The following is a 20,048-nucleotide window of genomic DNA, read 5'->3' on the forward strand; positions in this document are numbered from 1 at the left end:
AAAATCTTCTGGAAAAGCAGGCGTGCATGCCTGCGCTCCGGGATTGCGGCCTCTCCCGTCCGAATGCGGACAAAAGCGGCCTGCACCATCGCCGGACAGAATTGGATGGGCCGCGGCTTCGCATCGGGCGGAGAAGGCACCAGGCGGAAGTGACCATGGGTATTGCGTTTGTATCACGTCTGCGCCGGCCGCTCGGGCTGCTCCTGATCCCGGCCATGCTGGCCGCCTGTTCGGGCGGCCTGACCCCGCCCGACGACATCGACGGTGCCGGCGTCAGCGCCATCGCTCCGGTGGCCGATATGGGGGACACCGGGGGCAACGCATCCACCTATGCAGTGGGCGAACCCATCGGCCGGGTCGGCGAGGTCGATGCCGCGCTGGTGGAACCTGTCGCGGAAAAGAAGCGCCTGCCGATGATCGACAGCGACGAGGCCATGGGAATTTCCGACCCCATGCAGGCCTCCTCCGGCGTGCTGCGCGTGCCCGAAGACGGCGTCAACATGGACGAGGGGCTCGGCGTCGGCCGCGTCGAGGGGCTGGCGGAAGCGCAGGCCAACGAGATCGCCGAAGGTAATGCCACGCAGGTCGTCGTCGACGGCATCGGCACCGATACGCCGCAGCAGATCGGTCAGCCGCAGACCATTCCGATGTCCGACGCAGGCACGGAACTCGGCACGGCCGAAAGCGACGGCTATCTGCGCGTGCCGGACAAGGCGACGACGCGCCGCCGGCAGGCAGCGGACGGGGAACAGCAGGTCGCCTTCCTGCCGCGTCTCGAAAACCCGATGCAGATTCCCGAGACGATGGGCGGCATGCCCGCGTCGGAAAAAGCCTGCCGCCAGCGCCTGCAACGGCTCGGCGTGAAGTTCCGCGACGTGCCGCGCATTGCCCGCGGCCGTTCCTGCGGCATCGACTGGCCGGTGGAACTGTCGGGCCTTTCCGGCGGCATCCAGATCAAGCCGGCTGCGCAGGTGAACTGCCAGATCACCGAGGCCTTCGCGCATTGGGTGAAGCAGGAACTCGTGCCCTCGGCCCGCATGCGCTACCTTTCCGGCGTCTCGGCCATCCACCAGATGTCCTCCTATTCCTGCCGCACCATGAATTCGCAGAAGGGCGCCGCCATGTCGGAGCATGCCAAGGGCAATGCCATCGATGTCGGCAAGATCGTGCTGAAGAACGGCAAGGCCATCACCATCGAGAAGAAGGGTTTCTTCGCCTTCCGCGAGAAGGGGCTGCTCAAGGCGGTGCGCGGCGATAGCTGCAAGTATTTCTCCACCGTGCTTGGCCCGGGCAGCGACCGCTTCCACAAGGATCACTTCCATTTCGACCTGCGCGCCCGCAAGTCCGGCTACCGGCACTGCAGCCTCTAGAGGGACATGTCGGAACTGCGGCCAGCCAATCGTCTTCCAGACGGACATGCGATGGAGGTCAGAATGACGATCACGATTACCGCCTTTGAGAATTCGCCCGACCGCGGTCAGGGCCTTGCCCGGGACATGCGGGTCCGCTGGGCGCTGGAGGAGGTCGGCCAGCGCTACGAGGTGCGCCTCGTCTCCTTCAAGGGGCTGAAGCAGCCCGCGCATCTTGCGCTTCACCCCTTTGGCCAGATCCCGACCTATGAAGAGGGAGACCTTGTGCTGTTCGAGTCCGGCGCGATCCTCCTGCACATCGCCGAGCATCATCCGGGCCTCCTGCCGCTCGATGCCGATGCCCGGATGCGCGCGATCATGTGGATGTTCGCCGCGCTGAACACGGTGGAGCCGCCGATCGTCGAGCGCTCGATGGCCGTCATCCTGGAGCGCGACAAGCCCTGGTATGCCGAGCGCCAGCCGATGCTCGACGCGCGCGTGCGCGCCCGGCTCGACGCGCTTTCCGGCCGTCTTGGCGATGGCGACTGGCTGGACGGGGCATTCAGCGTCGGCGATCTCATGATGGTGACGGTGCTGCGACGGCTGCAAAGCTCGGGCCTGCTGCAGGACTATCCGACCCTTCTCGCTTATATCGCCCGGGGAGAGGCGCGCCCGGCCTACCAGCGTGCCTTCGCCGACCAGCTTGCGGTGTTCACCGCGGCACCGGCCGGTTGACCCTGGCCTCCGCTCAACCTTCCTCGGCGAGCACGACGAGGTTTTCGTCGGGATCGCGGAGGCGGATCAGCCTGACATAACTGGCCTGCTCGATTTCGCCTGGCGAAAGACCGGCGGTCTCAAGCCTCGGTCGTTCGCTCTCAAGTCCGCGCAGGATGAGGGTGAGGGTGCCGTGGCCCGCATCGGCGGCGTTCTGGAAAAGCTGGAAGCCGGCATTGTCGGTGTGGTGCCATTCGGCAAGGCCCTCCATGGGGCGGGTATCCGGCCCGCGGTTGAAGACCGCGGTGAACCAGCGAATGCTCGCATCGAGATCGGTGCAACTGAGATGGGCGTAAATCCTGTGCAATGGCATGGCGCGTCTCCCGTCTTCTGCTGTCCTCAGGGAAATGGCAGCGGGGCGGGCATGTTCCGTCTTCGGGTTGGCCTTCCGATTTCCGGGCAAAAAAAGACCGGCGGGGCGCCGGTCGAAAAAGGGGCGGCAGGTGCGTGTGGCTCTGCCTGGAACGTCACATTCCATCACCCGCGCCGGGGCGACCGGCGAGGATGCATGCGGGCTTCCGCGGGGGAAGCGGGCGGATGGGGACCGCCGGAGCTCCCTCAGGGTTCGGGAGCAAGGCCGCTGCCGGAGCAGGGGGAACGATGGGTGCGCGGGGTGCAAGCCGTTCCTTCGACCTCGCGCAAACCATGGTCGATCTCGGTCACGGTTTGATGACAGGTGGCCGCGCGCCCGCGTGAAATTTTCGCGTGTCGCCGCCTGTCCTGATCCGCCCGCGAGCCTCTCGCGATGCACCTATGTCCGTTGGTGGTGAGGCTTCGGCACAGCCCTGTTGCCGGTCTCGCCGCGCGTTCCTGGCAGTGTGGATGTCGAAGCGAATTTTTTCCCTTTCCCGGGTGAAAATTGACAAGGAACACGCCATATAGGGTGTCCTTCCGCATGAATTTCCCTCTTTTCGGACCCTCCCATGGCGCCCATCGTTTCCATTCGCAATCTCACCAAGAGTTACGCATCGGGATTTACGGCGCTGAAGGGCGTCGATCTCGATATCGAGCAGGGCGAAATCCTCGCCTTGCTGGGGCCGAACGGCGCGGGCAAGACGACGATGATCTCGATCATCTGCGGCATCGTCACGCCGAGCGGCGGCACGGTGACGGTCGGCGGGCACGACATCCTGCGCGATTTCCGCCAGACCCGCTCGATCATCGGCCTCGTCCCGCAGGAACTGACGCTCGACGCCTTCGAGACCGTGTGGAACACCGTCGCCTTCTCGCGCGGCCTGCATGGCCGCAAGCCCGATCCGGCGCTGATCGAGCGCATCCTGAAGGACCTCTCGCTCTACGACAAGAAGGACACGATGCTGCGCCAGCTTTCGGGCGGCATGCGCCGGCGCGTGCTGATCGCCAAGGCGCTCTCCTACGAGCCGAAGGTGTTGTTCCTCGACGAGCCGACGGCGGGTGTCGACGTCTCGCTGCGCAAGGACATGTGGCAGCTCGTCGAGCGGCTGCGCGCTTCCGGCGTCACCATCATCCTGACGACGCACTACATCGAGGAGGCGGAAGAGATCGCCGACCGCATCGGCGTCATCAATCACGGCCAGATTCTGCTCGTGGAAGACAAGAAGGCGCTGATGGCCAAGCTCGGCCGCAAGCAGATGACCGTCGAACTGGCCGAGCCCATCGCCGCCATTCCGGACGCGCTGTCGCCCTACAGTCTGACCCTTGCCGATGAGGGCCAGCGGCTGGTCTATGAATTCGACTCGTCCGGCGAACGGACGGGAATCTCGTCGTTGCTGTCCGCGCTGTCGCAGTGCGGATTGCGGGTCAAGGACATCTCCACCGAGCAGAGTTCGCTGGAAGACATCTTCGTGGAACTGGTGGGAGAGGGCAAATGAACGTCGAGGCGATCAAGTCCATTTACGCATTCGAGATGGCGCGCACGCGCCGCACGCTGCTGCAGAGCATCGTCTCGCCCGTCATCACCACCTCGCTCTATTTCATCGTCTTCGGCGCGGCCATCGGCTCGCGCATGCAGGAGGTGCAGGGCGTGTCCTATGGCGCGTTCATCGCGCCCGGCCTCATCATGCTGACGCTGCTCAACCAGTGCATCGGCAACGGCTCCTTCGGCATCTACTTCCCGAAATTCACCGGCACGATCTACGAAATCCTCTCGTCGCCCATTTCGATGATCGAGATCGTCATCGGCTATGTCGGAGCGGCGGCGACCAAGGGGTTGATTGTCGGCACGATCATCCTCATCACCGCCTCGCTCTTCGTCGACATATCGATCAAGCATCCCTTCATGATGGTGCTGTTCTTCGTGCTGACGGCCGTCAGCTTCTCGCTGTTCGGCTTCATGATCGGCATATGGGCGAAGGATTTCGAGCAGCTCAACCTCTTCCCGATGCTGATCATCCCGCCGCTCGTCTTCCTCGGCGGCAGTTTCTATTCCATCGAGATGCTGCCGCCCTTCTGGCAGACCGTCAGCCATTTCAACCCCGTGCTCTATCTCGTCTCGGGCTTCCGCTGGAGCTTCTACGAGATCGCCGACGTGAACCCGCTCGTCAGCCTCGTGACGGTGCTCGGCTTCCTCGTCGTGTGCCTGTCGATCACGGCATGGATCTTCAGGACCGGCTACAAGCTGAAGAACTGAGGGCAGGGCGATGACGGGCGAAGATCGCCTGGCGGCGCTGCGGCAGGCCTTCATCGAGGGCCTTGCCCGCGCGCTCGACCGCTTGCCGCGGGACGGAACGGTCTATGCCATCGCGGTCGATCCCGGCGATCTCTACGACCGGGCGTTCCTCTATGCCAACACGCTGGAGGTCCTGCCGGACGCTTCGGCGGCAATGGATCACCTCGCCCTCAAATGGTCGATTGCCGACTGGCAGTATCAGGGGTTCGCGGCGGACGCTCTCGACGCGTTCAACGACAGGCTTGCGGCAATGACCGGCGATCCCGCTGCGCCTGGCCCCGCGGCGCTGGATGCACACTGCCTGAGGATGCAGGCCTTTTATGTCGAGGCGCTGTCCTCGCCCGTCGTCCAGGACATCCTTTCCACGCGGTTCGCCACCGATCGGCCGCTGCTCGGGCTGTTGTGGACCGACCAGTCCGACGAGGACATGGTGGCCTTCGTCGAGAAACTGAACCCGCCCGACAGGGCGGCGCGCTTTGCGGAGGACCTGCGGCGGCTCCGTCAGTTGCAGCAGGACGAGCTTTCGGCGCTGGACCCTTGACGACCCCCGGTGCGGTTGACCGTGCCGTGCGGCCCTTCTATGCCTCGGGCAAAATCCATTGCGGTACGAGGCAAACCATGGCGGCATCCGCTATTCCGAAGACGGTCTGGGTGCTCGGCGTCGTCAGTCTGCTGATGGATGTCTCCTCGGAAATGGTGCAGACGCTGCTGCCGTTCTATCTGGTCAGCGGCCTTGGCGCGTCCGCGCTGTTCGTCGGTTTCATCGAGGGCCTGTCGGTTGCCGTCGCGACCGTGACCAAGCTCTTTTCCGGTATCTTCGCCGACCGCATGGCGCAGCGCAAACCGCTCGCGGTGCTCGGCTATGGCCTCGGCGCGGTGTCCAAGCTGATCTTCCCGCTCGCCACATCCATTGGCTGGATCGTGGCGGCCAAGGCCGTCGACCGCGTCGGCAAGGGCATTCGCGGCACGCCGCGCGATGCGCTGATCGCCGACGTCACGCCGCCGCACCTGCGCGGGGCGAGCTTCGGGTTGCGCAAGTCGCTGGATACGGTGGGCGGTTTCCTCGGGCCGCTTGCCGCCATCGGGCTGATGATCGTGCTCGGCGGCGATGTGCTCGCCATCTACTGGATCGCCGTCGTGCCCGCCTTCCTTGCCGTGCTGCTGCTGATCGTCGGGGTCCGCGAGCCGAAGGCACCGTTCCGTGCCGGCGCCGGCGGTCCGCCGCGCCTTGCCGATATCCTCCGCCTCAACGGCGCCGTCTGGCTGGTGATCGCCGCCGCCTCGCTGCTGACGCTGGCGCGGTTCAGCGAGGCCTTCCTGCTGCTGAAATCGCAGGAAGCGGGTTTCGCGCCGGCCTGGATTCCCATCACCATGGTGATCATGCATGCGGTCTACGGCCTGACCGCCTATCCGGTCGGGCGGCTTTCCGATCGCATCGGGCGGTCGGGCCTGCTGCTCGGCAGCCTCGTCGTGCTGGTCGCCGCCTATCTCGTGCTGGCGGCTGCGCAATCCGTCGGCCTGTTCCTCGCCGGCATCGTGCTCTGGGGGCTGCATATGGGACTGTCGCAGGGGCTGCTGGCGACGCTGATCGCCGATACGGCCCCGAAGAGCCTCAAGGGCACGGCCTTCGGCGTCTTCAACCTGATGACCGGGCTGACGGTGCTCGTCGGCAATGTCGCGGCCGGCTGGCTCTGGGATGCCCATGGATCGGGCGCGACCTTCCTGGCCGGCGCCGGCCTCTCGGCCGTCACCATCCTTGTCGCCGCGCCGATGCTGCTGGCGGTACGGGCCAAGCCGGCGGCATAGGCGGCGTCAGTCCTTCAGGCGCAGTTCGTCACGGGTGATCTCGATGGAGCCGAGCGTTTCGAGGAAGCTCATGCCGAGCAGGCTCTGCTCGAGCCGCCCCTGTTCCGTGACCATGCCGCGAACGGTGCCGCGGACGATGGGGCCGATGGCGACCTCGCGCAGCGTCACGGGAGCGGCGAGCGCCCGGCCGTTGGCGGTGGAAACGTCGATGGAGAAGACGAGATTGCCGGGATCGACCCCGAGACGCGTGGCGTCCTCATAGGACAGCACCACCGAGCTTGCGCCCGTATCCACCAGCATGCGCAGCGGCGTGCCGTCGATGGTCACATCCGCCTCGAAATGGCCGGAGACGCCCTTGTGGATGACGAGGATCTGCTCGCCGCCGGCATTGGTCGTCACCACCGCGCGGCCGGGGATGAGGCCTGCGGTGAGCCGGTTGCCGATCTCCTGAAGGTCGAAGCGGTAGAGATAGCCGGTGACGAGGACGAGGATGATCAGCAGCCAGATGCCGGCCTGGCGCAGGCTTTCGCCGATCTGCCGCCGGCCGGCGAGCGCGCCCGCCGCCATCATCGTGGCGATGGCCGACAGCGTCACGAGACGGCCGAAATCGTTGTTGTCCATCCCCATCGTGCGGCCGCTGTCGTGGTTGAGGATCAGGGCAGCAAGGCCGACGGCGAGGATGCCGAGAAGGATGTAGAGCCTCATGCCTCGTCCCGCTCCCGCGCCATGCGGCTACGGCGCGTTTCGCGCCGCGGCTTTCGCTCGACGGTGGCAAGGCGGGCGGGCAGTTCGGCCATGATGGTGCGGCGCTCTTCGGACGTATAGAGCGTCCAGCCGCCGATTTCCTCGCGCGTGCGTCCGCAGCCGAAGCAATAGCCGGTCACCATGTCGATCGAACAGACGAGAATGCAGGGCGATTCCATCGCGGCTCCAGTCGGTTGTCCTTCCTATATCGGCGGCTCAGAGCGCCAAGGCAAGGGCGAACAGCACGGACATTTCTGCGAGCTGTTGCGTCGCGCCGATCGTGTCGCCGGTATGGCCGCCGATCTTGCGCATGGCGATGCGGTCGAAGGTAAGCACAGCGATGATCGCAGCGGCGAGGGCAAGCGCGAAGGCGAGCACCGTGCCGTGCGGCAGGAGAAGGAGCGCGGCGATGAGAGCGCCGCTGATGAGCGCGAAGGTAGTCGCGCCGCGTTCCGGCTCGCCGACCGAGGCGGCGACGCCGTCGCGGCGGGCCGGCGGCAGCAGCGACCAGTGCCAGACCATGGCGGTGCGGCTGGCCGCGGCGACGGCAAGCAGCGCCATGCCGAGCGCCGAGGGCGTGAGGACCGTGGCGAGCGCCGCGATGGCGGCGGCGCGCAGGCCGAAGGAAAGCACCAGCGCTACCACGCCGTAGGAGCCGACGCGGCTGTCCTTCATGATGACAAGCGCGCTCTCGCGGTCGCGCCCGCCGCCGATGCCGTCGGCGCTGTCGGACAGGCCATCCTCGTGCAGCGCGCCCGTGACGAGCACCTGCAGGGCGAGCGTCGCGAAGGCGAGGAGGGCGGGCGGGGCGTGAAAGGCCGAAAGCACGGCCGCGAGCGCCGCCGCCGGTAGCACGATCAGCACGCCGGCTAAAGGAAAGGCCCGGACCGCCCGCGACAGGCGTCCGTCATGGCCGATGAAATGGCGCTGCGGCACCGGCACGCGCGACAGGAACGCGACCGAACGGGCGGTGTCGTCGATGAAATCCTGAATGGCGGTCACTCTCGGCCCCTGCTGTTCGCTCGTTCCGGGGCAAGGGAGCACATCATGCGGTCCGTCCCACCCGTAAAGGCGACGTGGACCGCCGCAAATGCGGTTGTCGGATTCGCGCCCTCGCTCTATTAGAGCAGTTCCAGCAAAAGTGCGCAGCGGTTTTGCGCGCGGACCTGCGTAAAAACCGACTGACGACACCAAACACCCGCCTTTGAAAGCCCCAAGCAAGGAATTCCCAAGATGAGTGCCAGCGGCCTGCCGTTCGATGATTTTCGTGAATTGCTGCGCAACCTGCCGGGGCCCGATTCGGCCGCGCTGGTGGCCGCGCGCGAACGCGATTCGCAGTTGACGAAGCCGCCGGGCGCGCTCGGCCGGCTGGAGGAAATCGCCTTCTGGCTTGCCGCCTGGACCGGTCGTCCGCCGGCCGTCACGCGTCCGCTCGTCGCCATCTTCGCCGGCAATCACGGCGTCACCAAGCAGGGCATCACGCCCTATCCGTCCTCCGTCACGGCGCAGATGGTGGAGAACTTCGCGGCCGGCGGTGCGGCGATCAACCAGATCTGCGTGACGCACGACCTCGGCCTCAAGGTCTTCGACCTCGCGCTCGACTACCCGACCGCCGACATCACCGAGGAAGCAGCGCTTTCCGAGCGCGACTGCGCCGCCACCATGGCCTTCGGCATGGAGGCCGTCGCCGGCGGCACGGACCTCATCTGCATCGGCGAGATGGGCATCGGCAACACGACCATCGCCGCGGCGATCAACCTGGCGCTCTATGGCGGCACGGCGGAAGAATGGGTCGGCCCCGGCACGGGTTCGGAGGGGGACGTCCTGCAGCGCAAGATCGCGGCCGTGCAGAAGGCCGTCGATCTCCACCGCGATCACCTTTCCGATCCGCTGGAAGTGCTGCGCCGTCTCGGCGGCCGCGAGATCGCGGCCATGGCCGGTGCGATCCTCGCCGCCCGCATGCAGAAGATCCCCGTCATCATCGACGGCTATGTCGCGACGGCCGCAGGGGCGGTCCTGCGCGCCGCCAATCCGTCCGCGCTCGACCATTGCCTCATCGGCCACGTTTCGGCCGAGCCGGCCCACATGAAGGCCATCGAGAAGCTCGGCAAGACGCCGCTGCTCGCGCTGGGCATGCGGCTTGGCGAGGGCACCGGCGCGGCGCTTGCCGCCGGCATCGTCAAGGCAGCCGCGGCCTGCCATTCCGGCATGGCCACCTTCGTTCAGGCAGGCGTCAGCAACCGCACCTAACAGCGCGGTCGGCAAAAAGCCGCAATGGCATGACGGAAGAGCCCGGCATGCCCGTCATACGGGCATGCGCCATCGGGCAGCGAAAGCGGGATTGTAGGAATGGGTCAGGCACCAATCGAGAAAAAGACAGGCTTCAGCCATCTGGTTGCGGCCGCGACCTATTCGGCGGCCGGCGCGCGCCGGCTGCTCGGCGAATCGGCCTTCCGGCACGAGCTGATCGCCTTCGGCGTCGCCATGGTGCTGTTCACGGTCGTCGGCGCCTCGCTCTTCCAGTATGTGGCGATGGCGATCCTCTTCCTGCTGATGATCGCCTTCGAGGCGCTGAATACGGCCATCGAGGAGATCGTCGACCGCGTCTCGCCGGAAATCTCGGAAATGGGCAAACACTCGAAGGACCTCGGTTCCTTCGCCGTCTTCTGCCTGATCATCGCCAATGGCGTCTATGCCGGCTATGTGATGATCGCGGCGTTCCTTTAGGCTTCATCGCATTCGGCCCAGACAGGTCTGCCAAGGGTGTTATCCGTGCGCGTGCGTTCGGCCCGTCCTGCTCCGGGTGCGGAAAATCATGACGGATTGAACGCTGTGCCGCCGTGGCCCGCGCTTCAGGCGAAGCTCTTGCGGCGCGGCGCGACGGCCTGCGTTTCGGCGACGGCGGGCAGGCTCTGGAGCACGCGCTTGGCGGGCAGGATGGCGATGGCCTCGGTGCCCTCGCGCAGCTTGGATTTCAGGATGAATTCGCCGTTGTGCTTGGCGAGGATGGCCTGGACGATGGGCAGGCCGAGGCCGGTGCCCTGTTCGGCGCTCTTGATCGCGATGGAGCCCTGGCCGAAGGCGGAGAGCACGACCGGGATTTCCTCTTCCGGAATGCCGGGGCCGTTGTCCTTGATGGAGACATATTGCCCGCCGCCGGCGGTCCAGCCGGCCTTGACGATGACCTCGCCGCCCTGCGGCGTGAACTTCACGGCATTGGAAAGCAGGTTCAGGATGACCTGGCGCAGGGCCTTCTCATCCGCCCAGACCGCCGGCATGCCGCTTTCGACCTGCTCGGAAATCGTGATGTTCTTGGCCCGCGCGCGCAACTGCACCATGCCGATGCAGTCCTCTGCGATATCGACGAGATGGACCGAGTCTTCGGACAGATCGTATTTGCCGGCCTCGATGCGCGAGAGGTCGAGGATTTCGTTGATGAGGTTGAGGAGGTGCTGGCCGGAGCGGTGGATGTCCGACGTGTATTCCTTGTAGACCGGGTTGTTGAGCGGCCCCAGCACTTCCGTCGACATGACTTCGGAGAAACCGAGGATGGCGTTCAGCGGCGTGCGCAGCTCATGCGACATGGAGGCGAGGAAGCGGGATTTCGCAAGGTTCGCCTCTTCGGCCCGGCGGCGGGCCTCGTCGGACATGGATTTGGCCACTTCCAGCTCGGCGATCAGGTCGTCCTTCTCCGACTGGGAGGAGAGCAACTGCGCGCTGGTGTGGCGCAGGCGATGGGTCATGAAGGCGAGGAAGACGAGGGCGGCGGCGATGATCGCCGTCATGCCGATCATCGCCGGATCGGGGCGCAATGCCGTCGAGGCGGCGAGCGCGATGACGGTGGGCGTGAAGGCGCACAGGATCGCATGCCGCAGCATCAGCGTGCTCATGGCCGTCACGGCGAGCGCGACGAGCAGCGAGGATCCCTTGTAGAATTCGAAGGTGACGCCGGTGCAGCGGCCGCAGCTTTGCAGGGCGAAGGCGGCCCAGGCGATGCCCATCAGCACCTGCGCGACGAGGAAGCGGCGCTGCCAGCGGCGCACGTTCTCACCGGTAATATCCTGGCGGCGGGCGCGGCGCGCGACGATCATGCCGAGCGCATGCACGCTGAGCGCCAGCACGGCCCAGGCGACGAGGCCGATTTCCTGCGTGAGATAGATGCCGCCGACGGCGATCGCCAGCACGACGGTGGGAACGGCGAGCGCGGCCTGCACGGTCGAATCGACGTGAAGCTGCATCATCTCGCGTTCGAAGCCGGGCGAGACGCCCGTCGCCGTCTGCAGCCGTTCGCGGGTCGCGCGAATGGTCCGCGTGACAGCCTTGTTGCGAAGGCTGCGCGACTTGTCGACGATGATCTTGTCGGTCGAGGTACTGACGCCGGTACTCATCACGGTTGCAACTGTTGCAGATGACGTTGAACTCTAGGGGGGAATCCTTAAGAAGATGCTGCCGCGCATAAACCATTTGCGAACCATTCCGACATTTTCACGTAGCGTGAGGTCAGCGCGGTTCGGCATGGGACGTCGCATCGGGTTTTTCAGGACAGGACGGATTTCATGGGATTTTCCAGGCGGGCGCGGGATGTCGGCGTGGCGGCGGCAATCCTGGCGCTGACGGCCCTCATCGTGGCGCGCCTCGAGGGGGAAACCGGTCAGACCATCACCGGCATCGCGCGGGCGGCGGACGGCGACACCCTGACGCTGGAAGGGCACCGCATCCGCCTTCTCGGCATGGACACGCCGGAAATGATGCAGCTCTGCAAGCGCGACGGTGTCGACTGGCGCTGCGGCGTTGCCGCGCGCTCGCGGCTTGCCGAGTTTCTGCGGGCCGGTCCCGTGACGTGCCGCACCCGCGGCAAGGACAAGTACGACCGCTGGCTGGCGCGGTGCGAAACGGCGGCGAGCGGCGATCTCGGCGAGCGCATGGTGCGCGAAGGCCTTGCCGTCGCCTATGGCGACTACGAGGATGAGGAGCAATTCGCCAAGGCCGAGCGCAAGGGACTGTGGGGCAGCGAATTCGACCTGCCGCAGCAATGGCGGCGCATGAACGGCCGGCCGCAGGAAGTGGCGCATGAAGGGGAGCGGGGCGTGATCGACGGCATTCTGGCGCGGCTGGGACTGGACTGATGACAGGCGGCGGCACCCCGGACGAGATTGCCGCGCTGCAGGCCGGCATTGCCGTCTGCCGGCTCTGTCGGGATGCGCCGGCGCGGGCAGGGGATGTCCTGCCGCACGCGCCGCGCCCGGTCGCCGTGCTCTCCCGGACCGCCCGCATCCTCATCGCCGGGCAGGCGCCGGGGCTGAGGGTGCATGAGAGCGGCCTGCCGTTCAACGATGCGTCGGGCGACCGGCTGCGCCTCTGGCTCGACGTCTCGCGCGAGGAATTCTACGATCCGTCAAAGTTCGCCATCGTGCCGATGGGCTTCTGCTTTCCCGGTTATGACGCCCATGGCAGCGACCTGCCGCCCCGGCGGGAATGCGCCCCGCTCTGGCGCGCCCGGGTGATTGCCGCCATGCCGCAGGTCGAGCTTGTGCTGGCGATCGGGCAATACGCGCAGGCCTGGCATCTCGGCGCCGCGAAGTCGGCGAGCATGACGGAGACGGTGCGCGACTGGCGGCGGCACCTCGGGCGCAACGAGCGCCCGGCGGTGTTGCCGCTGCCGCATCCGAGCTGGCGCAATACCGGCTGGCTGAAACGCAATCCCTGGTTCGAGGTGGAGGTCTTGCCGGAATTGCGAAAGCGGGTGAAAACTCTTACGGATTGAAATACAATTCTTTCAATTTGCCGGTATCCCGGTATATGAGGGAAATAAATTTCTTAGGGGCATTTCATGGATCGTCTGGACCGCAAAATCCTGCGCCTTCTGCAGGAAGATTCCACGCTCGCAGTGGCGGACCTTGCCAAGAAAGTGGGGTTGTCGACCACGCCTTGCTGGCGGCGCATCCAGAAGATGGAAGAGGACGGTGTGATCCGCAAGCGCGTCGCGCTGCTCGATCCGGTCAAGATCAACACCAAGGTGACGGTGTTCGTCTCGATCCGCACCAATGCGCATTCCACCGAATGGCTGAAGCGCTTCTCCGAGGTGATCGTCGAATTCCCCGAGGTCGTCGAGTTCTACCGCATGAGCGGCGAGGTGGACTATCTGCTGCGCGTCGTCGTGCCCGACATCGCCGCCTATGACGCCTTCTACAAGCGCATGATCGCCCGCATCGAGATCCGCGACGTATCCTCGGCCTTCTCGATGGAGCAGATCAAGTACACGACCGAGCTTCCGCTCGACTACATGGTCGTGGACAACCAGAAGAGCGGCGACGAGTAGGCGCTATGCCTTGATACGGGCGAGCGTCTTCTCGTCCGTCAGTTCCCGCACGGCATCCTTGCCGACCCAGCGTTCCGTCTTGTCGGCGCTGCCAGCAAGCTTTTCCGCAAGGGCAAGGGCGGGCGCATGGCAGGCGCGGCTGCGTTTGCCGACATTGCGCAGCGCCCAGTTGACCGCCTTCCGGACGAAGTTGCGCGGATCGTCGGCATGGCGCTCGATGAGCGGAAGCCAGCCGATCAGGGTCGCATCCGGCTCCTTCTTCAGATGCATCGCGCCGCTGGCGATCATGGCGAAGGCCGTGCGGCGCACGAACTCCCGCTCGTCGGCGGCGAAGACGTCGATCAGGGGCGTCAGGCCGGCGGCGATGAAGATGTCCGCGGCGCCATCGACGATTTCCCAGGAATTGAAATCCTCCGCGAGGCGGCGGGCTTCCTCGCCCGTCAGCTTCTTCGGCTCCAGCGTATAGAGCGCGAACAGCCGGGCCTCGCGCACATTCGTCTGCCAGAGGGCCAAGGCGCGGGCATGGTCCTTGCCGGTCGTCCGGGCGATCTTCCGCAGCTCGGTATTGGAAATGCCGAGCGCCGTATCGGTGACGATGGCGTAGCGGGCCATGCCGGCAAGGGCCTCCTCCGACCGCAGCGAGCGAAGATGATCGAGGATCTCTGCTGCGGTGGAGGTCTTGCCGATCATTTGCGTTCGAGCCTTGCGAGCAGGGAGGACGTGTCCCAGCGGTTGCCGCCCATGTCCTGTACGTCGCCGTAGAACTGGTCGATGAGGGCGGTGGTGGGGAGTTTGGCGCCGTTGCGGCGGGCTTCGGAAAGAACGATGCCGAGGTCCTTGCGCATCCAGTCGATGGCGAAGCCGAAATCGTACTTGCCGGCAAGCATGGTCTTGTGGCGGTTGTCCATCTGCCAGGAGCCGGCGGCGCCTTTGGAGATGACCTCGATGACGGCCTCCATGTCGAGCCCGGCCTGCTTGCCGAAATGGATGCCTTCGGCAAGGCCCTGCACGACGCCGGCAACGCAGATCTGGTTGACCATCTTGGCGAGCTGGCCGGCGCCGGCCGCGCCCATCAGGCCGACCATGCGGGCATAGGCGTCGATGACGGGACGGGCCTTCTCGAAGTCCGCTTCCGCGCCGCCGCACATGACGGTCAGCACGCCGTTTTCCGCGCCGGCCTGGCCGCCGGAGACGGGGGCGTCGATGAAGTGGCAGCCTTTGGCGCGGGCAGCGGCGTCGAGTTCGCGGGCGACTTCGGCCGATGCGGTGGTGTTGTCGATGAGGATCGCGCCGGGCTTCATGCCGTCAAGCACGCCGTCCCTGGCCGTCGTGACCGAGCGCAGGTCGTCGTCGTTGCCGACGCAGGTGAAGACGAAGTCGGCATCCGCTGCGGCTTCGGCCGGCGTGGGATGCGCCGTGCCGCCGAATTCGGCGACCCACTTTTCCGCCTTGGCGAAGGTGCGGTTGTAGACCGCCACCTCATGTCCACCCTTCACCTTCAGGTGGCCCGCCATGGGATAGCCCATGACGCCGAGACCGATGAACGCAACCTTTGCCATGCTGAATCTCCTGCAAATTTGGCAGGAGGTGTAGCGGATGATCCATTCCGGCGAAAGTGTTTCTCGCAAACGGCGAGGGTGCATCCGCCTGGCGCGGATGCCCGTCCGTCAGCCGCGATATTTCGCCAGAACGAGATGGCCGGGGATCGGCTCACCCTCTTCCATACGCACGGTGATATCCGTGATCTCGACGATGTCGAAACCGGTTTCCGCGAGGCGCTGGCGGACATAGCCGGTGGAATGGGCGAAGCGCTGGTGCGGCCCGACCATGAAGGGGCGGCCGGCGAAGGTCTCGTCCGGCAGCGTTTCCGAGGAGAAGATGAAGTGGCCGCCGGCGACGAGATTGTCGGCGGCGCCGAAGAACAGCGGTTCGAGCGCGCCGAGATAGGGCAGCACGTCCGTCGCGGTGATCAGGTCGAAGGGCCCGTCGTCATTGTCGTCGAGGAAATCGACGGCTTCGGCGACGTAGAGCGTTTCGTAGAGTTCCTTGTCATGGGCGATCTCGACCATGTTTTCCGACAGATCGACGCCGGTGATGTCGTCGGCCATGTCGCGCAGCGCACCGCCGGTAAGGCCCGTGCCGCAGCCGAGGTCGAGCACCCGCTTGAACGGACCCATGGCGAGCGCCTGGAAGCGCTGGCGCACCAGGAGCGGCACGCAATAGCCGAGCTGGTCGACGAGCACATTGTCGAAGACTTCGGCATGCTGGTCGAAGAGCGTGGTGACATAGGCGTCGGATGCCTTTTCCGGCGTCTCGCCGCGGCCCATCGAGGCAAGGCGCACTGCAGCGCCGCCGTGGTCTTCGGGGTCGAGCGCCAGCACTTCCGCATAGGCCTTGGCGGCGGCATCGAAATCGCCGGACTTTTCCAGCGAAAGGGCGCGGTTATAGGCTTCCGCAAGCGCTTCTTCGTCGATCTTCGTCATGGGCGTCTCTTAGGCCGCAAATAGGCGTTTATCAATCGTCCAAAGAGGCGCATGATCGCTCCCAAGACCAAAAAGACCATTGGGAGGAATGCCATGCCCGGCGATATGTCCCCGTCGTCGCTCTCCATCGACGCCAAGCGTCCCCTGAGCCCCGCCTTGCCGGCGACGCCCATGGAGACGATCAACACCATGGTGCATTACTACCGCGGCGAACTCGGCCGCATGGCGGGCTGGCGCGACCGCATCGACCGCACGACGAACTGGGCGATAACCGTGGTGGCGGCGCTGCTCTCCGTTTCGCTGTCGACGCCGACCTCGCACCATGGCGTGCTGCTCTTCGCCATGCTGCTGGTGACGCTGCTCCTGATGATCGAGGCGCGGCGCTACCGCTTCTTCGACGTCTACCGGGCGCGCGTGCGCCAGCTCGAGCGGTTCTATTTCGCCGAAATCCTTAGTCCGCGCGGCCAGCTTTCGCTCGACTGGGCCGCGCCCATCGCAAAGAGCCTGCGCTCGCCGGAATTCCTGATCAGCTACAGGGACGCGGCCTGCCGGCGGCTGCGGCGCAATTACTGCTGGATGTATCTCATCCTGCTTCTGGCCTGGGCGCTGAAGATCTCGTCCTCGACGCTGCAAAGGCCGGCGACGGCGGGCCGGGACATCACGCTCGCCTTCGAGCATGTGGTGGCCAATGCGGCGCTGGGCCCGGTGCCCGGCGGCGTGGTGATCGGCCTCGTGGCCGTCTTCTATGCCGTCATCATCTATTTCTCGCTGAAGGTCGACATGTCCGACAGCGAGCTTGCGCATGGCTCCGTCCACGTCTGACCGTCATGGTCAGTTGATGACGAACTCGCCCTTCAGGGCGCGCCATTCCGTCGCCGAGATCAGGCGGCGGTGGACGTAGCGCACGGAATGGATCGGGCCGTCCAGCTTTTCCTGCCAGAACCTGAGGAAGCTCTTCATCTCCGGGAAATCGGGGGCGAGATCGTAATGCTGCCAGATATAGGTCTGCAGGAACTGCTGGTGATCCGGCATGCGGTAGAGGATCTGGGCCGTGGTCATGCCGTAGCCCTTGAGCTGCAGTGCCATGTCGTTCGTCATGGTGACCTCATTGCGTGGTGAATGATGGTCCCAATGATTGAGCGCCCGCAAGGTTAATGCAGGCTTAATCTTTTGTCCGTATCGGGAATATTTCTTCGAAATCAGGGTATTGGCAGCACTCGTCAGCGAGTGCTGCCAGATTTTTAGCGTTTCAGGTGGCGCGTCAGGCGTGCTTCCAGCCAGGCCCAGAGGTTGCGCAGCAGCTCCACGATGAGGAGATAGATCAGCGCGGCCCAGAGATAGGCCTGATAGTCGAAGGTGCGCGAGAAGGCGCGGCGGGTTTCGCCCATCAGGTCGAGCACCGTGACGATGGCGACAATGGCCGAACCCTTGATCATCAGGATGATCTCATTGCCGTAGGGACGCAGCGCCACGATGAGGGCCTGCGGCAGGATGATCTTGAAGAAGGCGACCTTCTTCGGCAGGCCGAGCGCGGCGGCGCCCTCATGCTGGCCGCGCGGCACGCTCTCGATGGCGCCGCGCAGGATTTCGGCCTGGTAGGCGGCGGTGTTGAGCGTGAAGGTCAGGAGGGCGCAGTTCCAGGCGTCGCGGAAGAACCACCACAGGCCCCAGGCCTTGAGTTCGGGCGAGAAGCTGCCGAGACCGTAATAGACGAGGAAGAGCTGCATCAGCAGCGGCGTGCCGCGGAAGAAATAGACGTAGCCATAGGCGATCCACGACAGGACCGGGTTCTTCGACATGCGCGCGAAGGCGAGCGGCAGAGAGATGAGGCCGCCGAGCACGACGGAGAGCACGACCAGCAGCAGCGTCACGCCGAGGCCGGACATGTAGCTCGGGCCGTACTTGGTGAATTTCTCCGGATCCCAGCCACCGACGATCATCAGGAAGATGCCGACGGTGAGGGCGAGCCATACGCCAAGGAAGATGTTGCCGAAGAAGCGGCCGGCGGTGAAGGGTTTCGGCGGCGCCGGGGGCGGGGCCTGCGGCGGAATGAGGCTGGTGACGGCGCTCATCGTGCGACCTCCGAACGCTTGGCCCAGCTCTCGATGCTGGAGAAGACCAGCGAGGAGAGGAAGGCGAGGATGAGGAAGAGCAGGCAGGCGACGGCGTAGAACTCGAAGGCTTCCTTGGTGACGCGGGCCGCGACGCTCGTCTGGCGCAGGATATCCGGCAGGCCGACGACCGAGACGAGGGCGGTGTCCTTCAGGAGCGCCATCCACAGATTGCCAAGGCCGGGCAGGGCGACGCGGATGAGCTGCGGCAGGACGATGAGCTGCATGGTGCGGCCGCGGTGAAGGCCGAGCGCATAGCCCGCCTCATACTGGCCGCGTGGAATGGCCTTGAAGGCCGAGAGCAGCACTTCCGAACAATAGGCGGAGAAGACGACGCCGAGCGCGATCATGCCGGCGAAGAAGGCGTTGATCTCCACGGTGCCTTCGTAGCCGATGGCATTCATGAAGTTCTGCACCAGGATCTGCAGGCCGTAATAGACGATGAAGAGCGTCAGCAGTTCCGGCAGGCCGCGGAAGAGCGTGGTGTAGATATTGGCGGACAGCCGGAGCGACTTTTCCTCCGACTGCTTGGCCAGCGCGATGAAGAAGCCCATCAGCAGGCCGACGGGCAGCGTTGCGATGGCAAGGCTTCCCGTGACGATGAAGCCGAAGGCGATCTCGTCGCCCCAGCCAGCGTCGCCGCAAGCCAGAAGCGTATTGCTCGCGAACAGATTGAAGATGCCGACCGGCCCGCAGAAGGGATCGATGATCCCCAGAAATGCAGATACCGCTTCGACGATGGCGGTGAAGAACCCGCTCATGCCAGAAGAACCCCCGATGCGCGTTTCACGCTTCTTGTCAGGACGCCTTGAAGCGTCACCTTTTCTTTATGTGCAAGTTCTCAAACAAAAGGAGCGGGAGAGCAAGCCCTCCCGCCCGTGCATTCTGGTGATGGGGTCAGAAAAAACCCGCATGACACCAAAGCGCGATCGATCAGTCGCCGTAGACGTCGAACGGGAAGTACTTGGCGTTGATTTCCTGGTACTTGCCGTTGGCGCGGATCGCCGCGATCGCCGCGGTGAACTTGTCGGCCAGCGCGGTTTCGCCCTTGCGCACGGCAATGCCGGCGCCTTCGCCGTTTATGACCGGGTCGATCGGCAGTGTGCCGAGCAGCTTGCAGCAGGCGCCGGCTTCGGTCTTCAGCCATTCGGACAGCACCACCACGTCGTCGATGGCGGCGTCGATGCGGCCGTTGGCGATGTCGAGCTTGTACTCGTCAGCCGTCGGATACATCTTGATGTCGGAATCCTTCATATGCGCTTCGGCATAGTTGGAGTGGGTCGTCGAACCCTGCGCGCCGAGCGACTTGCCGGCGAGCGCTTCCGGGGTGGCTTCCTTGATGTCGGAATCCTTCGGCACGATGATCGCCGGCGGCGTGTTGTAGTACTTCTTGGAGAAGTCGACCTTCTCCTTGCGCTCGGCGGTGATCGACATGGAGGCGACGATGGCGTCGAACTTCTTGGCGATCAGGCCGGGAATGATGCCGTCCCAGTCCTGCGTGACGAAGGTGCACTCGGCCTTCATCTCCTCGCAGAGCGCCTTGGCGATGTCGACGTCGAAGCCGGTCAGGGTGCCGTCCGATTCGAGATTGTTGAAGGGCGGGTAGGCGCCTTCCGTGCCGATCACGATCTTCTCGCCGTCCGCCATCGCCGCGGAAGACGCGAAGAGGGCGATCACCGCGGCCGAAGCTGCGAGCGTGAAACGTTTGGAAATACGCATTTTGGTCCTCTCAGTTGAAGGCTCACCGGTTTTTATTCTTGTCCGGGCCTTGATGGGAAGCGGGCAGGCCTGCCCGCTTGGGCTGGATAATCGACC

Annotated in this window: 24 protein-coding genes; 12 read left to right on the top strand and 12 right to left on the bottom strand. The window is 65.1% G+C overall.

What is annotated here, in order from left to right:
• Positions 1-155 precede the first annotated feature (155 nt).
• Together V8U06_RS02955 and V8U06_RS02960 are read left to right on the top strand one after the other, a co-directional pair.
• Positions 156-1,370, top strand: a complete 1,215-nt coding sequence (locus V8U06_RS02955; protein ID WP_427139427.1) for an extensin family protein — start codon at positions 156-158, stop codon at positions 1,368-1,370.
• Between the two features lie 63 nt (positions 1,371-1,433).
• On the top strand, positions 1,434-2,084 hold the full coding sequence (locus V8U06_RS02960) for a glutathione S-transferase family protein (protein ID WP_427139428.1): 651 nt from the start codon (positions 1,434-1,436) through the stop codon (positions 2,082-2,084).
• Between the two features lie 13 nt (positions 2,085-2,097).
• Here V8U06_RS02960 and V8U06_RS02965 read toward each other — a convergent pair whose 3' ends face one another.
• The gene (locus V8U06_RS02965; protein WP_427139429.1) at positions 2,098-2,436 is read right to left on the bottom strand and encodes a VOC family protein; all 339 of its coding nucleotides are present in this window, start codon (positions 2,434-2,436) and stop codon (positions 2,098-2,100) included.
• A 610-nt stretch (positions 2,437-3,046) separates the two neighbouring features.
• Between V8U06_RS02965 and V8U06_RS02970 the strand changes: the two genes are divergently transcribed.
• The 4 genes from V8U06_RS02970 to V8U06_RS02985 all read left to right on the top strand — a co-directional run bounded on the left by V8U06_RS02970 (position 3,047) and on the right by V8U06_RS02985 (position 6,576).
• Positions 3,047-3,973 carry an ABC transporter ATP-binding protein gene (locus V8U06_RS02970; protein WP_226918769.1) on the top strand — a complete coding sequence of 309 codons (927 nt, stop codon included), beginning with the start codon at positions 3,047-3,049 and terminating at the stop codon, positions 3,971-3,973.
• Positions 3,970-4,731 carry an ABC transporter permease gene (locus V8U06_RS02975; RefSeq protein WP_427139430.1) on the top strand — a complete coding sequence of 254 codons (762 nt, stop codon included), beginning with the start codon at positions 3,970-3,972 and terminating at the stop codon, positions 4,729-4,731. Before V8U06_RS02970 ends, V8U06_RS02975 begins: the two co-directional genes overlap by 4 nt.
• Positions 4,732-4,741: 10 nt before the next feature.
• On the top strand, positions 4,742-5,311 hold the full coding sequence (locus V8U06_RS02980; protein ID WP_427139431.1) for a DUF4303 domain-containing protein: 570 nt from the start codon (positions 4,742-4,744) through the stop codon (positions 5,309-5,311).
• Between the two features lie 77 nt (positions 5,312-5,388).
• A complete protein-coding gene (locus V8U06_RS02985; protein WP_427139432.1) occupies positions 5,389-6,576 on the top strand; it encodes an MFS transporter in 1,188 nt (395 codons plus the stop codon).
• Positions 6,577-6,582: 6 nt separating this feature from the next.
• Here the strand turns inward: V8U06_RS02985 and V8U06_RS02990 are convergent, their stop codons facing one another.
• From V8U06_RS02990 to V8U06_RS03000, 3 genes are read right to left on the bottom strand one after another with little or no spacing between them, the layout of a single operon-like run.
• Positions 6,583-7,281, bottom strand: a complete 699-nt coding sequence (locus tag V8U06_RS02990; protein ID WP_427139433.1) for a retropepsin-like aspartic protease family protein — start codon at positions 7,279-7,281, stop codon at positions 6,583-6,585.
• A complete protein-coding gene (locus tag V8U06_RS02995; RefSeq protein WP_226918774.1) occupies positions 7,278-7,499 on the bottom strand; it encodes a DUF1289 domain-containing protein in 222 nt (73 codons plus the stop codon). The genes V8U06_RS02990 and V8U06_RS02995 overlap by 4 nt, the downstream gene beginning before the upstream one ends.
• 37 nt (positions 7,500-7,536) lie before the next feature.
• Entirely contained in the window at positions 7,537-8,322 is a 786-nt protein-coding gene (locus tag V8U06_RS03000; RefSeq protein ID WP_427139434.1) for an adenosylcobinamide-GDP ribazoletransferase, read from the bottom strand.
• Positions 8,323-8,553: 231 nt separating this feature from the next.
• Between V8U06_RS03000 and cobT the strand changes: the two genes are divergently transcribed.
• Both cobT and V8U06_RS03010 read left to right on the top strand, forming a co-directional pair.
• A complete protein-coding gene (cobT, locus tag V8U06_RS03005) occupies positions 8,554-9,570 on the top strand; it encodes a nicotinate-nucleotide--dimethylbenzimidazole phosphoribosyltransferase (RefSeq protein WP_226918776.1) in 1,017 nt (338 codons plus the stop codon).
• A 99-nt stretch (positions 9,571-9,669) separates the two neighbouring features.
• Entirely contained in the window at positions 9,670-10,047 is a 378-nt protein-coding gene (locus V8U06_RS03010; RefSeq protein ID WP_226918777.1) for a diacylglycerol kinase, read from the top strand.
• Between the two features lie 125 nt (positions 10,048-10,172).
• On the opposite strand, the gene V8U06_RS03015 is transcribed toward V8U06_RS03010, so the two are convergent.
• Positions 10,173-11,708 carry a sensor histidine kinase gene (locus V8U06_RS03015; RefSeq protein WP_427139435.1) on the bottom strand — a complete coding sequence of 512 codons (1,536 nt, stop codon included), beginning with the start codon at positions 11,706-11,708 and terminating at the stop codon, positions 10,173-10,175.
• Between the two features lie 168 nt (positions 11,709-11,876).
• Between V8U06_RS03015 and V8U06_RS03020 the strand changes: the two genes are divergently transcribed.
• The 3 genes from V8U06_RS03020 to V8U06_RS03030 all read left to right on the top strand — a co-directional run bounded on the left by V8U06_RS03020 (position 11,877) and on the right by V8U06_RS03030 (position 13,639).
• Positions 11,877-12,446, top strand: coding sequence for a thermonuclease family protein (locus V8U06_RS03020; RefSeq protein ID WP_427139436.1), 570 nt, complete (start codon positions 11,877-11,879; stop codon positions 12,444-12,446).
• Entirely contained in the window at positions 12,446-13,084 is a 639-nt protein-coding gene (locus V8U06_RS03025) for a uracil-DNA glycosylase family protein (protein ID WP_427139437.1), read from the top strand. Before V8U06_RS03020 ends, V8U06_RS03025 begins: the two co-directional genes overlap by 1 nt.
• 66 nt (positions 13,085-13,150) lie before the next feature.
• Positions 13,151-13,639, top strand: coding sequence for an Lrp/AsnC family transcriptional regulator (locus V8U06_RS03030; protein WP_427139438.1), 489 nt, complete (start codon positions 13,151-13,153; stop codon positions 13,637-13,639).
• 3 nt (positions 13,640-13,642) lie between these two features.
• On the opposite strand, the gene V8U06_RS03035 is transcribed toward V8U06_RS03030, so the two are convergent.
• From V8U06_RS03035 to V8U06_RS03045, 3 genes are read right to left on the bottom strand one after another with little or no spacing between them, the layout of a single operon-like run.
• Entirely contained in the window at positions 13,643-14,329 is a 687-nt protein-coding gene (locus V8U06_RS03035; RefSeq protein ID WP_427139439.1) for a DNA alkylation repair protein, read from the bottom strand.
• A complete protein-coding gene (locus V8U06_RS03040; RefSeq protein WP_427139440.1) occupies positions 14,326-15,282 on the bottom strand; it encodes an NAD(P)-dependent oxidoreductase in 957 nt (318 codons plus the stop codon). Before V8U06_RS03040 ends, V8U06_RS03035 begins: the two co-directional genes overlap by 4 nt.
• Positions 15,283-15,306: 24 nt before the next feature.
• On the bottom strand, positions 15,307-16,122 hold the full coding sequence (locus tag V8U06_RS03045) for a methyltransferase (RefSeq protein ID WP_427139441.1): 816 nt from the start codon (positions 16,120-16,122) through the stop codon (positions 15,307-15,309).
• A gap of 93 nt (positions 16,123-16,215) precedes the next feature.
• Here V8U06_RS03045 and V8U06_RS03050 point away from each other — a divergent pair, with 93 nt between their 5' ends.
• On the top strand, positions 16,216-16,944 hold the full coding sequence (locus V8U06_RS03050) for a DUF2270 domain-containing protein (protein ID WP_427139442.1): 729 nt from the start codon (positions 16,216-16,218) through the stop codon (positions 16,942-16,944).
• 9 nt (positions 16,945-16,953) lie between these two features.
• Here the strand turns inward: V8U06_RS03050 and V8U06_RS03055 are convergent, their stop codons facing one another.
• The 4 genes from V8U06_RS03055 to V8U06_RS03070 all read right to left on the bottom strand — a co-directional run bounded on the left by V8U06_RS03055 (position 16,954) and on the right by V8U06_RS03070 (position 19,952).
• Entirely contained in the window at positions 16,954-17,220 is a 267-nt protein-coding gene (locus V8U06_RS03055) for an usg protein (protein ID WP_226918786.1), read from the bottom strand.
• A gap of 143 nt (positions 17,221-17,363) precedes the next feature.
• Positions 17,364-18,194, bottom strand: coding sequence for an ABC transporter permease (locus V8U06_RS03060; protein ID WP_427139443.1), 831 nt, complete (start codon positions 18,192-18,194; stop codon positions 17,364-17,366).
• Positions 18,191-18,994, bottom strand: a complete 804-nt coding sequence (locus V8U06_RS03065; protein WP_427139444.1) for an ABC transporter permease — start codon at positions 18,992-18,994, stop codon at positions 18,191-18,193. Before V8U06_RS03065 ends, V8U06_RS03060 begins: the two co-directional genes overlap by 4 nt.
• Before the next feature lie 172 nt (positions 18,995-19,166).
• Positions 19,167-19,952 (bottom strand): ABC transporter substrate-binding protein, encoded by a 786-nt coding sequence (locus V8U06_RS03070; RefSeq protein WP_226918789.1) that lies wholly within the window; start codon positions 19,950-19,952, stop codon positions 19,167-19,169.
• Between the last annotated feature and the right edge of the window lie 96 nt (positions 19,953-20,048).

This window comes from Shinella sp. G-2 (assembly GCF_050172695.1).
Taxonomy (GTDB): domain Bacteria; phylum Pseudomonadota; class Alphaproteobacteria; order Rhizobiales; family Rhizobiaceae; genus Shinella.

Bases quoted from the DNA above. Each gene is read 5' to 3' on its own strand.
- V8U06_RS02960 (WP_427139428.1), top strand. From the start codon at position 1,434: ATGACGATCACGATTACCGCCTTTGAGAATTCGCCCGACCGCGGTCAG.
- V8U06_RS03070 (WP_226918789.1), bottom strand. From the start codon at position 19,952: ATGCGTATTTCCAAACGTTTCACGCTCGCAGCTTCGGCCGCGGTGATC.
- V8U06_RS02980 (WP_427139431.1), top strand. From the start codon at position 4,742: ATGACGGGCGAAGATCGCCTGGCGGCGCTGCGGCAGGCCTTCATCGAG.
- V8U06_RS03050 (WP_427139442.1), top strand. From the start codon at position 16,216: ATGCCCGGCGATATGTCCCCGTCGTCGCTCTCCATCGACGCCAAGCGT.
- V8U06_RS03030 (WP_427139438.1), top strand. From the start codon at position 13,151: ATGGATCGTCTGGACCGCAAAATCCTGCGCCTTCTGCAGGAAGATTCC.
- V8U06_RS03040 (WP_427139440.1), bottom strand. From the start codon at position 15,282: ATGCACCCTCGCCGTTTGCGAGAAACACTTTCGCCGGAATGGATCATC.
- V8U06_RS03010 (WP_226918777.1), top strand. From the start codon at position 9,670: ATGGGTCAGGCACCAATCGAGAAAAAGACAGGCTTCAGCCATCTGGTT.
- V8U06_RS03055 (WP_226918786.1), bottom strand. From the start codon at position 17,220: ATGACGAACGACATGGCACTGCAGCTCAAGGGCTACGGCATGACCACG.
- V8U06_RS03035 (WP_427139439.1), bottom strand. From the start codon at position 14,329: ATGATCGGCAAGACCTCCACCGCAGCAGAGATCCTCGATCATCTTCGC.
- V8U06_RS03060 (WP_427139443.1), bottom strand. From the start codon at position 18,194: ATGAGCGCCGTCACCAGCCTCATTCCGCCGCAGGCCCCGCCCCCGGCG.
- V8U06_RS02955 (WP_427139427.1), top strand. From the start codon at position 156: ATGGGTATTGCGTTTGTATCACGTCTGCGCCGGCCGCTCGGGCTGCTC.
- V8U06_RS02970 (WP_226918769.1), top strand. From the start codon at position 3,047: ATGGCGCCCATCGTTTCCATTCGCAATCTCACCAAGAGTTACGCATCG.
- V8U06_RS03015 (WP_427139435.1), bottom strand. From the start codon at position 11,708: ATGAGTACCGGCGTCAGTACCTCGACCGACAAGATCATCGTCGACAAG.
- V8U06_RS03045 (WP_427139441.1), bottom strand. From the start codon at position 16,122: ATGACGAAGATCGACGAAGAAGCGCTTGCGGAAGCCTATAACCGCGCC.
- V8U06_RS03065 (WP_427139444.1), bottom strand. From the start codon at position 18,994: ATGAGCGGGTTCTTCACCGCCATCGTCGAAGCGGTATCTGCATTTCTG.
- V8U06_RS02965 (WP_427139429.1), bottom strand. From the start codon at position 2,436: ATGCCATTGCACAGGATTTACGCCCATCTCAGTTGCACCGATCTCGAT.
- V8U06_RS02985 (WP_427139432.1), top strand. From the start codon at position 5,389: ATGGCGGCATCCGCTATTCCGAAGACGGTCTGGGTGCTCGGCGTCGTC.
- V8U06_RS02975 (WP_427139430.1), top strand. From the start codon at position 3,970: ATGAACGTCGAGGCGATCAAGTCCATTTACGCATTCGAGATGGCGCGC.
- V8U06_RS03025 (WP_427139437.1), top strand. From the start codon at position 12,446: ATGACAGGCGGCGGCACCCCGGACGAGATTGCCGCGCTGCAGGCCGGC.
- V8U06_RS02990 (WP_427139433.1), bottom strand. From the start codon at position 7,281: ATGAGGCTCTACATCCTTCTCGGCATCCTCGCCGTCGGCCTTGCTGCC.
- V8U06_RS02995 (WP_226918774.1), bottom strand. From the start codon at position 7,499: ATGGAATCGCCCTGCATTCTCGTCTGTTCGATCGACATGGTGACCGGC.
- V8U06_RS03020 (WP_427139436.1), top strand. From the start codon at position 11,877: ATGGGATTTTCCAGGCGGGCGCGGGATGTCGGCGTGGCGGCGGCAATC.
- cobT (WP_226918776.1), top strand. From the start codon at position 8,554: ATGAGTGCCAGCGGCCTGCCGTTCGATGATTTTCGTGAATTGCTGCGC.